The following is a 14,280-nucleotide window of genomic DNA, read 5'->3' as shown; positions in this document are numbered from 1 at the left end:
AAATTTTATAGTACCCCCAGAACGAAATTTTGTGCTACTTGTAACAAAAAAGCACATTTTTTCGTTTTGGGGAGCAACCAAATTCTTAACTTGATGGTGATGGGATATTTACTTTTCTAAGCTTGATAGCGATGGACGATATCCCTATTACGTAATGATTGTTAGACGTCCAATTTGATTACACTCTTCAGCGAACCAAAGATCGCCATCCGGACAAAACGTGATACCATGTGGCTCTGCATTATTTGTAGGTATCGTATATTCCGTAATAACTCCTTCAACTGTAATACGGCTGATTTTGTTACCTCCCCATTCTGTGAACCAAAGATCTCTGTTATTCCCAGGTATTATGGCATGAGGACGAGCGTTCGGCGTCGGTATAACAAATTCTTTGATCTCACCTTCGAACGTAATTCTACCAATTTTATTGCCTATGATTTGCACAAACCATATTGCTCCATCTGGGCCGCTCGCAATTCCAACTGGCCCGGAGTTGGGTGTTGGGATTGGATATTCTTTGACCTCACCTTTAGTGGTTATTCTCCCAATCCTATTGTTCTGATTCTGTGTAAACCATAATGCACCGTCTGATCCCAGAGTAATAAAAGAGGGAAATGATTTGGAGTTAGGCAATTCAAACTCGGTGATTTCCCCTGACTTTGTTATTCTTCCGATCCTACCATTATTCATTTCTGTAAACCATATTGCTCCATCTGGTCCTTCCGTTATGCCAAAAGGTGCGGCGTTCGTTGTAGGGAGTACATATTCTTCAAAAAGACCGTTCATCGACATTTTACCGATCTTGCTTGAGTTATATTCCGTAAACCATAAGTCACCGGTCTGGTCCGAGATAATTGACATAGCTCCTGCATTTGCTGTCGGAATGGGAAAAGAATTTATTTCACCAGTAGCATTTATTCTACCAATTCGATTCCCTTTCTGTTCCGTAAACCACAATGCTCCGTCTTTTCCTACGGTTATTCCATATGGTCCTGAATCTATTTCATTGACCACATATTCTTGTATCGTGATCCTCATATCATTTCCTCCCATTGAAAATTTTGAGTCTTGTTTTTCGGTATAATTTAGTTTAAAAAAGGACATTCCTGGTATTACAGTGGATGCCCTTTTTGCTAAATTATAAGATATTTTGTTAGAATTCAAAGTCTAGAATCATTTTACTGGTTTGACCTGTAAACTTATAATTATAGGACCCTTTCAGGCTTTCTAATTCACCAGTAGCTTTGATGATTATTGCAGGGGAATCTAGATTTCCTTTATCAAATATCCCTTGCTCTATAGCTATAAATGTCCCTCGTTTTCCCTTATAAATTCCTTCGAAATGTAAAAATCCAGAAATTTTAGCAGTAGCCAAGTGACCATCATCTATAGTTGATTCTAAATAATATAATAAATATTCAACAAAAGCTTTTCCTTTTAATTCACCGTCAATATCATATTCGACATGGGCAATATTAATAGGGAAATCTTTTCTAGTGTCATTGACTGGCTTTTCATCCCATTTACTTACTGTAAATGTTACTTCCATACGCGTAAACCTCCCTTCATCATTAGATGAGTAATCTACCTCCAGTATATCACCTAAAAAGTACCATCAATAATTATATCTCATAGGAGTGTTTCTAAAGTAACGGATGCTGCTGGTAAGACCCTGTTAAGAGCAAAAGACGACTTATTTTTTGTTCTTCTTATATGACATTGAAAGTAAATTTTTATTTAACAGTTTACTTTCATTTTTATTAAAAAAGAACACGTAGAAATTACTACATGTTCTTTATGAGACGGTTCATTTTTAAATATTACGTATCTTCTAGATTTTTCTTATTATATAGTTGTGTCCTTCTATTTCTTTTCCCTCATTTCAACAGCAAAGTTCATGATCTCTTCCTCTGTTAATTTTTCTTCAGTGGTTAAGATCGGACGGATTACTCTATACGTTTCTTAATTATTTCAATTGTACTAGAAATTGTGAATTAAAAAAGAGAGCCGTAGCCCTCACTTCCAATTAATAGCAATTAAGGATGCTTCGAGGGTATTTAATAGTCTACATTTTAAGGAATGTAGGCTAAGTAATATAAGTTAATCTGTTATTAATTTTGAATAAATACTTAGATCAATAAACTTTTCATTAGATTTTTCACACTTTCTCATTGTCCCTTCGAATGTAAAGTTTAACTTTTGTAAGACTTTTATTGAATTGATGTTTTCAGATTCAACTTTTGCTTCTATTCTATTGAATTCTAAAGTACTAAACGCATAATCCATTAAAGAGAGAATGGCTTCTGGCGCATACCCCTTACCCCAAAAAGCTTTACTAATATCGTAACCAATTTCTGCTTTGGCGTTTTTGAAATCAAATGAATTATAACCACAAGAACCGATAATTTCATTTGATTCTAATTCAATTATTGAATAACGAATAGCTCTGTTTTCCCGAGATAACTTATCAAGCATTTCAATCATATCTACCGCTTGGCTTTCATCAGTAAAACTATTGATATTCATAAATTTTGTAACTTCTGGATCCGCCCAAATTGTAAACATGCTAGCTGAGTCTGATACTTTCATTTTTCTTAAAACTAATCTTTCGGTTTGTAGTTCTGTAATCAATATTTTTACCTCCATTATGTTTTTATTTTGGGGTCAAGATATTGATATCTGCGCATAGTTCAGTCCCTTCGTGTTTCAAGATAATATTATTATAAAAGCTATAAAGGATGAACCAATAAATTTCAAAAATTTGGTTATGTTACAGTTTATGATAACTGCGTAATAAAGAAAAATGAAACAATTGTATTGTGATTTTTAAACATCTTTAATTTTATTCTTATTTACCGTTCGTTGAGAGCAATTATTTTTTAGTTGCTGTATTTCCCATTGCAATAGAAATTCTATTCCAACTGTTGATTTGATTAATTACCAGAACAAGGTCAATATATTGTTTCTCGTCATAGTGTTCACGTACTCGCTTATATAGGTCTTCAGGAACTCTTTTAGTGGGAATTAGAGTAATATGCTCAGATAGTTCAAGAGCAACTTTCTCTTCAGGTGTATAAAAATCACATTCATTCCAAGCATTCAAGCAATAAATTCGTTGTTCGGTTTCACCTATCTTACGGGCATCTGATGTATGCATATCCATGCAGAAAGCACAACCGTTAATTTGAGAGACTCTAATCTTTATAAGTTCTCTAGTAATTCGATTAATTGTAGATTTCTTAGTGTACTTCTCCATATCCATCATAATTTTCATGCCATCAGGTGCAACATCATAGTAGGAAATTCTTTGACTCATAAGGCAAGACCTCCTTTGATTTTAAGATACTTATAATTATACCTTCATACGAACATTCGTGCTATTTTTTTGTTTGTAAAGCATTCGAAATCAAAGAGAATTTCAGTTATAGACAGTGTAATTAGTTGTTTCATGGTACGTAAATATCGCAAATGAGTAACCGTATTTTCCAAACAAATATTTTCACTTTTTAATTACTTTATTATTACCGTCAGAATAAATTGAATAACTCTATTAATTTTTAAATGATTTTATTATAAATGAAACAATTTTATTATCACCAAACAACTACATAATTTTGATCAAACTTTATTCGAAAGCTACAGTGTTTTTATCTTCCTATAGTTATTTATGGGGATTTAGTTAATTTTTTCGTTTTGGAGAACAACTAATTTCTTAGCTTGATAAGCATGTGACGAGGCCCCCTGCCCGTCAAGCTAAAGTTTTAATGTACCCCCAAAATAAAAATTTTCTTTCACTACAGTTAATTACTTTGAGAAGTCAGCGGATTTTTTCATTTTAGGGGGATTTTGTTTTGTTAGCTTGATAGTGATGGGATACAGCCAACATTTTGGAAGTTTTATATGCTAAGCGAATTTTAACCTAAAAAAGTCGAATTCCTGTACGTTAAGTGAAGTGGCATTTCATTCACATAATCCCTATTATCTGAAGTTAATAAAGTCTGTTACACTCTCTTCTTTAAAAACGTTTCCATAATATCCTTCTTGAATCTTTTATAATCAAGCTGAAAAGCTACATTATGCGTTTTATAGCCTGGATTAGTAGCAAAACGAAAGTCTGCAATACTTTGACCAAATCCTTCTCCTTGATCAGGAATTACTTTAATGGGTACTCTTGAAAGGCCAACAGCCTCTTGATTCAGCAAATACCACACTGTTACAAAATCATGCATAGGGCTTCCACTTATACCAGGATTAGACTTGGAGTAGAATTTATAATAATAGTCTAACATAGGTTTGATGATGAGTCCTGCAAGATCCTGTGTATTCCGATGAAATGCATCGATTTGCTGGACCATTTCGGGTGTAACAATCGCATGTTGAGTCACATTTAAAGGAATAATTGTCAAGTTCTTTGCATGCTGCAGAATTAAGTTTGCTGCATAAGGGTCTGAGTAAAAGTTAGCTTCAGCCACAGCAGTTACGTTACCTGGATAGAAAAAAGCTCCCCCCATGCAAATACATTCTCTTACGTTTCGCATTGTTTCTAAATTCAACACAAAAGTCGTAGCTAGCGAAGAAAGTCTTCCTAAATTGATAATTGTAAGATCTTCTAAATTTGATTCTATAATTTGATAAATATCATTTAAAGGATAAACTGGATATGAAATTTCAGGGGGAATGATAGGTCCTAATCCGACTTTTCCATGTACCTCAGGGAAATACTGAATCAATATACCTGTCAACGGTACAGAAGCACCAAGGAATACGGGTATCTCTTCTCTTCCCGCAATGTACTTCAAATAGTTAATATTTCTTATTGCATTTTCTCTGGATACATTTCCATAATCGGCTACAATTCCTACAAGTTGAATGTCTTTACGAAAAAAAGTGTACAGTATAGCAAACGCATCATCAATCCCCAAATCTGTAAACAGGAGAACCTTTTTTTTCATATCTCTTCCTCCAAAATCTATAGAATCCTACTTTCACTAATGATGTAGTGATCAGACTAAGCTTGTATGTATATATTTTATGTATTCTTAAAGAGTGGATTCTATTCACTTGAAATAGCTTTGCTCATCTAAATTTGATATTATGTTCAAGCGTAAGTTTCTGTTCTTAAGTTCATAGGCATGGTGTGCTATCCCATGCCCATCAACTTAAGAATTTTTTAACACCCCAAAACGAAAAAACAAGTTAAATTCTCATAGATAACTATCTTATAATTAATTATATAATTTATTTTTCAATATAATAATATAAAGATATTACTCTTAAAAGGGGGGGATTCAAATTGGTTAAAAACTTACCTTTATACTAATAGTTATTTTAATACTAGATGTAAGTTCTTCTACATTAAGTACGGACGGATACTTTTCTCCAGTTATAGAATGGTCTTTAATGATTATAAGTATTATTTTAAACATTACTGCAGTTATAGGCTTATCACTACACGTCTTTGTATATCAACCTATGAAAAGATTTGAAAAAATTAAAATGAGATCTTCAAATAAAATAATTATATTTGAGGTAACACCACCTCGCCATCGAGTGTTGATTTAGAAAAAAGTTTAATTATAAATATTTTATGATATTCAATAAATTTAACTTATAAAAATATTTTTATTCTTATTCAACTATCCTGCCCCGTTAGTTTAAGTACATTTCTTCACAATTTTTACAGTGATAGTAACATAAATACCCAACAAAAAATCATCTCACCTCTAGAAATCTATAATGGTAGTTTTAGAATAAGTGAATAAGAGAAATAACCACCATTGATTATTTCTCTTTTCATATACATATTTATTTTTGGAAAAATAACCTAACTCCAAATGCTAATAATACTGTACCAGTAATACCCTCTATTGTACGGTTCACTTTTTCTTTTCGTAAAAAAGTTCTTAATTGACGTATTAGTGAGATATAAAGTAAATACCATATTGCTGTCAAAGTCGTAAATGTGAGTCCTAACAACAGAAATTGGAAGAGATGACTTTGATTGCTCACAATAAATTGGGGTAGAAAACTTAGGAAAAATACAGCCGTTTTCGGATTTAAGATTGCCGTGGTAAATCCTTGTCTAAAACTTTTAATCGTACCAATATCCTTAGAGTTCATTTCCACTGAACCTGACATATCTTCTTTTTTAGAAAAGGCACTTTTAATTGACTTTACAGCTAAGTAAATTAAATAAAAAGCCCCAGCATATTTTATTAATGTAAATAACATAGAGAATTTCATTAGGATAGCAGAGAGTCCTAGTGTAGCCATTATTGTATGAATCATCATTCCAGATACCGTTCCTAAGACGGTCCTTATCCCACCATTTCTACCATGCGAGATAGTGTTTTTTGTAACTAAGGCAAAACCGGGACCAGGCATTATTATGATTAAGATTGCTGTGAGGATAAATAACAAATAATTTTCCATGTTCTAGTATTTCCTTTCCAATTTTTAGTTTTGCCTATAGTATAGCTTTTTTACTTAAAATATTAAATATAAAAAGCGTGATCAGGAGTTTATCGAGGTTATTAGTATCAATTTGACCAAACATTATCCTAAAGTTACATTGATAAAACAAACGGCAAACTTATGGGTAAAATTACAAGCTCGGCTCTCACAAAAAACGGGATAAAAAAATAAACAGCGGAACTAGTCCACTGTTTATTTCGTCACACCCTCATGTAATTTTTCTGTATAATCTTTTACATCCTTCCAGCTATCTTTCGCTGTATTTAAATCTTCTTTTATAAAGGTAAATTCTTCAGGGCTGATTCCTTTTACGTTTTGTAGTAAATTATTATATTTCGCACCTACCGTATACCACTGATTTGATATGTTTTGCAGTGCTGTAATTGCTGCATCAATTGTTTCTGTCATATTAGTCGTTTTATTTTTCACATCTGTCAAAATTGCCACTTCTGCTTGTGCTCCTGAAATTCTATTCTTTAAACTGGCTATTTCTCGTTCTGCATTTGCAATATCTTTTTTTGCGATCGCAATCATCGGTCCGCCCGCAAGACATGTTATTAGTGCTACGCAAAGTACGCCACCAGCAATGACCATGTCGTTACTCTTTTTAATCGAATCGTTATATGTATTTATTTGTTGCTCTAGAGCTGGAATACCAGCATTCGTACTCGCCAAAATCGAGGTTAATTGATTCGTATCCTCTTTAAAACTATTTGTGTCTTTCGCCATTCTATCGCGAAAAGCTTTCAAATTCCCTAATAGTACATCTACCTCATTTTGATTCTTTAAAATATCCGCATACAACTTTTCTAAATCCGCTTTTAATTTACCGCTATCCTTTTGATCAATCGCTGCTAACATGTCATTATAATACGCTTGAAAAGTATTATTGTAATTAATAATATTTTGATCCGTTTTCATAATTTGAGGCTTCATATTATTTAACCAATACGCCGCATTAATTTTTGCATCTCTTTGATGCTGAATCATATTTCCTTTAAACTCACTATTAATTGAACTTATTTTACTCAAATCAGTCTCTTGCTGATTTTGAATTAATTTTGCATATGAATCCATTGCGAATATGCTCGATGTCGTTTGCGCCATTACATCTTGGAATCCTGCTGGACCGAGAGAATAATTTTTTGCATTTTCTTGTAATGTTTTTACGTTTTGTTCCGCTGCAAAAGGATGTAAAGGAAGTGCATTACTCGTTGCCACCCCAGCAATCATGATCGTTAAAAGACATTTTTTATAAAATCTTTTCTGCATACTTTTCACCCATTCTCTTTATAAGGATATAAAAAAGCTCCTGCTCACAACTGAACAGGAGCTTCAACTCATTCATCAATACTTAACGCTCTAACGATTCGTATTCGATTATGCTTTTTTCGTATCTACTACTTTAATATCTTCAGCATAGATTTTTTCTGCATAGTCTTTAATGTTCTTCCAGCTATCTTTCGCAATGTTTAAATCTTCTTTAATGAAAACAAGGTCATTTGGACTAATTGAATCTACATTTTGAAGTAAAGAATTGTATTTTGATCCCATTGTGTACCATTGATTTGAAATGTTTTGCAACGCTGTAATTGCTGTATCAATTGTGTTTGTTAAATATTCAGTTTGTGTTTTAATGTTCGTTAGTCCTGCCACTTCTAATTGCGCAGTTGTAACTTGTCCTGTTATCTTTTGAATTTCTGCCTGTGCATTATCAAGCTCTTTCTTCGCTAAGACGATTCCTGCAGTACCACCACCTACTGCTGCTGTTCCACCTGCAATTAATGCGATTCCTAGCGGAGTTCCTGCTCCCGTAGCAATTACAACCGCACCACCGATAATTGCAATTGGGCCTAAAGCTGTCGCAACAGATGAACCGATAATAATTGCATTATATTTACTAATTGCTTCATTATACGTTGTAATTTGATTTTGCAGAAGCGGAATTCCAGCATCTTGACTAGCCAAGATAGATGTAATTTGATTTGCATCTCCCTTGAAATTTTGAGTATCCGACGTCATTTTATTTCGGAATTTCTTTAAGTCTTCTACTAACTTATCTACTTGCGCTTTATTTTCAGTAATACTACTTGATAATCTAGTTAGACCTTTCGTAAGAGTTGCTTTATCCTTTGCATCAACCGCAGCAACTAAAGTATCATAATAGTTTTGGAATTTCGTATTGTAATTAATGATATTTTGATTTGTTGAAATAAGCTGTGGCTTCAATACATCTAGCCATTGTTGTGCATTCCCTCTAGCTGTATCTTGATGCTGAATCACTTTACCTTTTAAAGATGTATCAACTGACGTTACGTTCCCAAAGTTAACATTACCTTGTTTAATAATTGTTAAAGCGTACAGATCCATTACTAAAGCGTTAGAACCTGTTCTTTCCATCGCATCTTTAAGGCCTTCTGGTCCTAATGAATATTCGTCATAATCATTATATGCTTTTGCTACTGCATGAATTGGAGCTTGTTTCACTGTACTTTCAGCTGCATACGTATGGGCCGGCATAATATTCCCTGCTGTAAATACTGCCATAAGTGCTGATAGAGCCATTACTTTATAAGGTTTTTTTGTCATTTTTCTTCTCTCCCTATATCGCTAATTATTTTTCTGTTTAATGTACTTCAACGTTTGTAACGTAATCTTCAAATTGATTTGTTTGCTTATTCATTTCATCACTTACTTTTTTAAGTTGATTGAAATGTTTTTGAAGTAAACTACTGTCTGTATACGTGCCTTCTTCAATATTTGTTTGAATTTGGATCATATTATTATTTAAAACTTTCCAATCCGTTAATAACGTTTCTAAAGTTGTAATTTGGCGATCAATTAGTTCTGTAAAGCTACTTACTTGATCTTCAACAAATGTAATTTGAGTCGCCTCTAATTCAGTTTGTGATAACTTCTGAATAAGCGGTAATAGCTCTTTTTGCTTTTGTTGAATACGAAGAGCTGCTTCCCTCGTTTGACTATCTGCAGCATTTACAATTTCATTACTTAAAGTACCGATAGAAACAAAGTCGATTGTTTTCGTTTGTGCAGTTTGATTTGTGATTGTAAATACTTGTTTACCGATATTAATAGAACCTTTAATAATTTCTTGCGGTCTATTCAAAATAGTAGTTAATTCAGCTTGAATTTCCCCTTGAATTCTTTTAATATCTTCTCTTAATTTCACAATATCTCCACTTGATCCTTGAAGTGTTTTTATTGCCTCATCAGCTTTAATTGATAAGTTGTTACTATCTTTGTCTAATACCGTTTTAAATCGATTTAACTCTAATAAATCTTGCTCCATACTCTCTTGAATGCTTTGGACTTGCAATTGTAATTTTCCATATGCGTTTGTAAAATCTGCTTTTGCCTGTTCATCTTCATTTACTTTTCCTGCTAGTTCATAGAGCTTACTATAATAACTATTAAATCTTGTGCTGTATCTCATCATTTCTTGATTTAAGTCGATTAGCTTCGGATTATATTCATCAATCCACTCTCGTACATTCGTTTTTGCAAATTTTTGATGATTCGTTAAACTACTCATAGCGTTTACCTTAATGTCTGGCTGTTGCAAAATAACTAATCCGTATGCTTGTATAAGTGGTGACTGTGACCCTAACATTCTAATTGAATTGGATAATGTATTTGGAGCAATTACATTTTGCGCATATACTGTTTTCACTTCTGTTTGCCCCTCCTTAGCGTAAGCGCTTACAGGAACGAAGCAACTCGTAGATACTGCTGTAACCAATAACCCTGTAATTAAAGTCTTTTTCACTTTAACTCCTCCTATGTATTAGCAACTATTACTATCGCATTTTATTATTCTATTTTCTTGCAAATGATTTGAGATGGTTAAAAATAGAGAACGTTCTCACCGTGAGTCATGTACGAACCATCTCTCTCAAACTTTATTTCTACAGTACTTACTTATTGTTATAAAACACTTCATAACTTTTCATATGTGCTTAGTATGAATAAAACTGTATAAATTTTCTATTTTATTGCGATTTCCACATTCACACAGTGAATATATTACATGAAAATATTATTCATTTTAAACTAATTAACGTATGAAAGTATGAAATTTCGTTTTGTTTTCATGTAAGTTTTGTACTGTAAGGTCATTTAAACACAGCTATTTATATAACGTAAAGAAGTATTTTAATTCCCTTTATTTTCAAGATCTCATGTCCTTATCTCAAAATAAAATTCAATTCACTTTCTCGATTAAACTATCTATATACCACAACAGGAAACACTACATATTCATAATCATTAAAATTATACTAATATACTTTTTTGGATCCATATGCAATTATGCATAGCATATACACAAAAAGGATAACTTCACTTTCGTGAAGTTATCCTTAAAAAATTTCCTTACTTTTTCAAATGATACGGTACTGTCGTAATAACAACATTTCTTTTATAGAGTAAATACGCACGAATGAGTAAACTAGACTGATTATGAAGAATGTTATGCCAACCTTTTTTCGGAATAAACTGTGGTATAACGACCGTAACTCGGTAATTTGATTCACTCGCTTTATATTGCACTGTGTCAATAAATTTTGTAAGCGGCTGAATAATGCTTCTATAATGAGAATGTAATGTAACAAGCCTTACTTCAGGTTGCCACTTCTCCCATTTCTCTTCAAATTTCTTTTCCTCTTCTCTGTCAAAAGCAACATATACAGCGATAACTTGATCTGCAGAAAGAGCTTTAGCATAGTTCAATGAATTTTCTACTACATGAGTCATACCAGCTACAGGAACGACAATTACATTCCCTTCAATCGGAACAAGTGGTTCACAAGTTTTTAAACTTAATTGATCCCCCACTGCATCATAATGCTTCTTTATTCGATGGAACAAGAAGATAATGGCAGGTAAGAAAATAAGGATCGACCAAACTTGTGCGAATTTAGTTAAAAAGAACATACTCATTACGATAAAACTAATGACTGCACCAATTAAATTAACCGTTAATCTTAAAGCCCATCCTTCAGGCTTTTCACGAAGCCATTTTAGTACCATTCCAGTTTGAGAAAGTGTAAACGGAATAAATACCCCTACTGCATATAGCGGAATCAAGTGTTCTGTTTTCCCCTGAAAAGCTACAATTAAAATAATCGAAGAAATCCCAAGTATAATAATACCGTTTGAATAACCTAGGCGGTCTCCTCTAATCGTAAACATTCTCGGTATGAACTTATCTTTTGCAAGATTAACCGCTAATAGCGGAAATGCAGAATAACCTGTGTTAGCCGCAAGAATTAATATTAAAGCTGTTGTACCTTGTATGAAATAGTACATGAAATTACGTCCAAAAGTTTGTTCAGCAATTTGTGAAACGACTGTTACTTCCTTACTTGGATTAATTCCGTAATAATAAGCTAAAAAGACAATTCCAGAAAATAAAACTGCAAGTAATGCACCCATTGCAAGCAATGTTTTCGCTGCATTGTTAGGTGCAGGATCTTTAAAGTTTGGAATTGCGTTAGATATCGCCTCAACACCCGTTAATGCAGAGCTACCTGATGCAAACGCTCTTAACAGTAGAAATAAACTAATTCCTGCAACTGGTGTTCCAATTGGCGAATGTAGCGTAGGTGAAACGTGACCAGTCAAAATATTATATATTCCTACACCAATTAATATAAATAATGCTACAACGAATAAATAAACCGGATATGCTAAAACGGAAGCTGATTCCGTTACGCCTCTTAAATTTAAGATGGTAATCAATATGACAAATATAATCGCAATGATTACATTATGTGCATGTAAGCTAGGAAAAGCAGATGTGAGCGCATCTGTACCCGCAGATACACTTACTGCAACCGTTAAAATGTAATCAACTAATAAAGATCCTCCTGCTATTAAGCCTGGATTCATCCCTAAATTCTCTTTTGATACAACATATGCCCCGCCGCCATGAGGGTAAGCAAAAATAATTTGTCGATAAGATAAAATAAGAGCTGTCAATAATACTAATACCCCAATAGCAATCGGAATGGAATACCAATAAGCTACTGCTCCAAGACCTGCTAAAGCAATTAAAATTTGCTCTGGTCCGTATGCAACCGATGACAATGCGTCAGAAGATAAAATTGCTAGCGCCTTCGTTTTATTAAGCTTTTGCTCTCCTAACTCAGTTGATTTTAACGGCCTTCCAATTAAAAACCTTTTGATAGATGAAACCAACGCTGTCCACTCTCCAATAATTTTGCACGAATTTTTCTGCTAATTACAGCGGATAAACTATTTCTTCAGAAAACAAAAAATGTCTACAAGCCATAATGAAATAGACTTGTAGACATTATTTTTTTTGTCGCACAAGCTCCACCTTCCTTCTCAATATAACGCTTACGAGGTTAGCTGTCGGATTCGGGCCTATGAGTAGCCCTACCTTTTTCAAGGATTCACCCCATTGGATTATGTACTAATCCATAAGAACGGGTCCCCCGCACCATGCGGCTTCAGCGATTTAGAAAATTGAAACTGTGGATTATAATACTCCTTTATTTTCAAAAAGTAAACAAAAATTTTAAAAAAGAAAAAAATTAAAACGATTGCGCATAATCCACTGAAAAATATACATAATGAATACTAAAAATCCACAAAGGAGACCCGTATGTCTAAAGAAAAGAAGCCACTTTTTTCCGATTCATATTTAGATGCAGTAGCAAATGAAATTAATCAGCTATATGGTAAACGTGAAAGAGAACGAAATACGACAGATAAACCGAAAAGAAACGAATAAATTGTCAAAAAGAAACAAAAAAAAGGATAGCAACATTTATATTTTGCTATCCTTTACTCTTTTTCATACCATTTCTTTAGTAAAAATCATTTTTTCATATACCTTTAAATTTTGATACACAACACTTAATAAAGGCACATCTATAGACATTTCCTCTGCTAATTTCAATAAGTATCCTTGTAAATGCTTCCCTTCAATGAGCGAACCTTTTTCCATATCCCGTTGCATAGATGACTTCATATCATACGAAATTTTATCAATCGTTTTCATATGTTCCTGGGCGATATTGTCCTTAACTGGAGCCCCCATAGATTTCATGATTTGCACTGATTCTTCAAATAAGTTCCTAATAAATTCTCGGCCTCCATCACTCTCACGAATCGGTCCTATCGGCGCACGCATTAATGTTGTCACACCTGACATTACGGTGATAAATAAATATTTATGCCACATATCTTGCACAATATTTTCACTTAAAACAAAACTAGCTTTTGTATCTGCAAATATTTTAGAAATAAGCTTTATTCTCTCTGAATCTTGAGGCTTAATTTCCCCAAATACAAGTCTGTTGGCAACACTAGTTTGTACGATTTCTCCTTGATCGTTTAACGTCGTCTCGATAAAGCATAAACCGCCAATTACTTTTTCCACGCCGAATTCCTTTTGTAATAGTGTTAAATGAGCGATACCATTTAACACTGGAATTATTACTGTATTCTCTCCTACAAATGGTTTCAAATCTGTTATTGCCTCGTTTAGGTGATACGCTTTTGTTGAGAATAAAATCACATCAAATGGAGTGGTAATATCTTCTTTCGTTATTAGCTTCGGTTGAAATGAAAAATCGCCGTTAATACTTCGGATAACAAGACCTTTTTCCTCTAATTGTTCTTTCCGTTTACTACGTACGAGAAAAGTTACATCTTCTCCCTTTTCGGCAAGTCGTCCACCAAAAAAACCTCCAACGCCTCCAGCTCCTAATACTAAAATACGCATAATACATCCCCCTTTTCAAAACACAATTCTAC

Annotated in this window: 12 protein-coding genes, 1 pseudogene and 1 riboswitch; of the genes and pseudogenes, 2 read left to right on the top strand and 11 right to left on the bottom strand. The window is 33.4% G+C overall.

The annotated features are described in order from the left end of the window. Window positions 1-147: 147 nt before the first annotated feature. The 5 genes from ABH959_RS02255 to ABH959_RS02235 all read right to left on the bottom strand — a co-directional run bounded on the left by ABH959_RS02255 (window position 148) and on the right by ABH959_RS02235 (window position 4,952). Window positions 148-1,038, bottom strand: coding sequence for a Vgb family protein (locus tag ABH959_RS02255; protein ID WP_113938133.1), 891 nt, complete (start codon window positions 1,036-1,038; stop codon window positions 148-150). Between the two features lie 115 nt (window positions 1,039-1,153). Continuing rightward, on the bottom strand, window positions 1,154-1,549 hold the full coding sequence (locus tag ABH959_RS02250; protein ID WP_113938132.1) for a DUF3224 domain-containing protein: 396 nt from the start codon (window positions 1,547-1,549) through the stop codon (window positions 1,154-1,156). A gap of 551 nt (window positions 1,550-2,100) precedes the next feature. Continuing rightward, entirely contained in the window at window positions 2,101-2,631 is a 531-nt protein-coding gene (locus ABH959_RS02245; RefSeq protein WP_002126830.1) for a GNAT family N-acetyltransferase, read from the bottom strand. Window positions 2,632-2,872: 241 nt separating this feature from the next. Continuing rightward, complete coding sequence (locus ABH959_RS02240; protein ID WP_113938131.1) at window positions 2,873-3,316, bottom strand: carboxymuconolactone decarboxylase family protein; 444 nt, start codon at window positions 3,314-3,316, stop codon at window positions 2,873-2,875. A gap of 685 nt (window positions 3,317-4,001) precedes the next feature. Continuing rightward, window positions 4,002-4,952, bottom strand: coding sequence for a nucleoside hydrolase (locus tag ABH959_RS02235; RefSeq protein ID WP_002126827.1), 951 nt, complete (start codon window positions 4,950-4,952; stop codon window positions 4,002-4,004). 341 nt (window positions 4,953-5,293) lie between these two features. Between ABH959_RS02235 and ABH959_RS02230 the strand changes: the two are divergent. Continuing rightward, window positions 5,294-5,562, top strand: a pseudogene (locus tag ABH959_RS02230) (hypothetical protein). Between the two features lie 243 nt (window positions 5,563-5,805). On the opposite strand, the gene ABH959_RS02225 reads toward ABH959_RS02230, so the two are convergent. The 5 genes from ABH959_RS02225 to ABH959_RS02205 all read right to left on the bottom strand — a co-directional run bounded on the left by ABH959_RS02225 (window position 5,806) and on the right by ABH959_RS02205 (window position 12,693). Continuing rightward, a complete protein-coding gene (locus ABH959_RS02225) occupies window positions 5,806-6,432 on the bottom strand; it encodes a LysE family translocator (RefSeq protein ID WP_113938130.1) in 627 nt (208 codons plus the stop codon). A gap of 234 nt (window positions 6,433-6,666) precedes the next feature. Then, window positions 6,667-7,746, bottom strand: a complete 1,080-nt coding sequence (nheC, locus tag ABH959_RS02220) for a non-hemolytic enterotoxin NHE subunit C (protein ID WP_113938129.1) — start codon at window positions 7,744-7,746, stop codon at window positions 6,667-6,669. A 108-nt stretch (window positions 7,747-7,854) separates the two neighbouring features. After that, window positions 7,855-9,063 (bottom strand): non-hemolytic enterotoxin NHE subunit B, encoded by a 1,209-nt coding sequence (gene nheB, locus ABH959_RS02215; protein ID WP_113938128.1) that lies wholly within the window; start codon window positions 9,061-9,063, stop codon window positions 7,855-7,857. Window positions 9,064-9,100: 37 nt separating this feature from the next. Continuing rightward, window positions 9,101-10,261 (bottom strand): non-hemolytic enterotoxin NHE subunit A, encoded by a 1,161-nt coding sequence (nheA, locus tag ABH959_RS02210; RefSeq protein ID WP_002135640.1) that lies wholly within the window; start codon window positions 10,259-10,261, stop codon window positions 9,101-9,103. A 605-nt stretch (window positions 10,262-10,866) separates the two neighbouring features. After that, the gene (locus tag ABH959_RS02205; RefSeq protein ID WP_044440488.1) at window positions 10,867-12,693 is read right to left on the bottom strand and encodes an APC family permease; all 1,827 of its coding nucleotides are present in this window, start codon (window positions 12,691-12,693) and stop codon (window positions 10,867-10,869) included. 144 nt (window positions 12,694-12,837) lie between these two features. Further along, window positions 12,838-12,984, bottom strand: a riboswitch (cyclic di-AMP (ydaO/yuaA leader). Window positions 12,985-13,123: 139 nt separating this feature from the next. Here ABH959_RS02205 and ABH959_RS02200 point away from each other — a divergent pair. After that, window positions 13,124-13,252: a hypothetical protein gene (locus tag ABH959_RS02200; RefSeq protein ID WP_002086273.1), complete on the top strand. Its 129-nt coding sequence runs from the start codon at window positions 13,124-13,126 to the stop codon at window positions 13,250-13,252. A gap of 63 nt (window positions 13,253-13,315) precedes the next feature. Here the strand turns inward: ABH959_RS02200 and panE are convergent, their stop codons facing one another. Next, window positions 13,316-14,248 (bottom strand): 2-dehydropantoate 2-reductase, encoded by a 933-nt coding sequence (gene panE, locus ABH959_RS02195; RefSeq protein WP_113938127.1) that lies wholly within the window; start codon window positions 14,246-14,248, stop codon window positions 13,316-13,318. Window positions 14,249-14,280: the final 32 nt, after the last annotated feature.

Origin of the sequence: Bacillus sp. RC51 (assembly GCF_044908115.1) — a bacterium.
GTDB classification, from domain to species: domain Bacteria; phylum Bacillota; class Bacilli; order Bacillales; family Bacillaceae_G; genus Bacillus_A; species Bacillus_A mycoides.
Note: the sequence above shows the minus strand (reverse complement) of the source record. Positions and strands in the feature narration are given on the sequence as shown.

What these genes read in the sequence shown, in the direction of transcription:
- ABH959_RS02255 (WP_113938133.1), bottom strand. Translation starts at nt 1,038, where the DNA reads ATGAGGATCACGATACAAGAATATGTGGTCAATGAAATAGATTCAGGA.
- ABH959_RS02250 (WP_113938132.1), bottom strand. Translation starts at nt 1,549, where the DNA reads ATGGAAGTAACATTTACAGTAAGTAAATGGGATGAAAAGCCAGTCAAT.
- ABH959_RS02240 (WP_113938131.1), bottom strand. Translation starts at nt 3,316, where the DNA reads ATGAGTCAAAGAATTTCCTACTATGATGTTGCACCTGATGGCATGAAA.
- ABH959_RS02235 (WP_002126827.1), bottom strand. Translation starts at nt 4,952, where the DNA reads ATGAAAAAAAAGGTTCTCCTGTTTACAGATTTGGGGATTGATGATGCG.
- ABH959_RS02225 (WP_113938130.1), bottom strand. Translation starts at nt 6,432, where the DNA reads ATGGAAAATTATTTGTTATTTATCCTCACAGCAATCTTAATCATAATA.
- nheC (WP_113938129.1), bottom strand. Translation starts at nt 7,746, where the DNA reads ATGCAGAAAAGATTTTATAAAAAATGTCTTTTAACGATCATGATTGCT.
- nheB (WP_113938128.1), bottom strand. Translation starts at nt 9,063, where the DNA reads ATGACAAAAAAACCTTATAAAGTAATGGCTCTATCAGCACTTATGGCA.
- ABH959_RS02200 (WP_002086273.1), top strand. Translation starts at nt 13,124, where the DNA reads ATGTCTAAAGAAAAGAAGCCACTTTTTTCCGATTCATATTTAGATGCA.
- panE (WP_113938127.1), bottom strand. Translation starts at nt 14,248, where the DNA reads ATGCGTATTTTAGTATTAGGAGCTGGAGGCGTTGGAGGTTTTTTTGGT.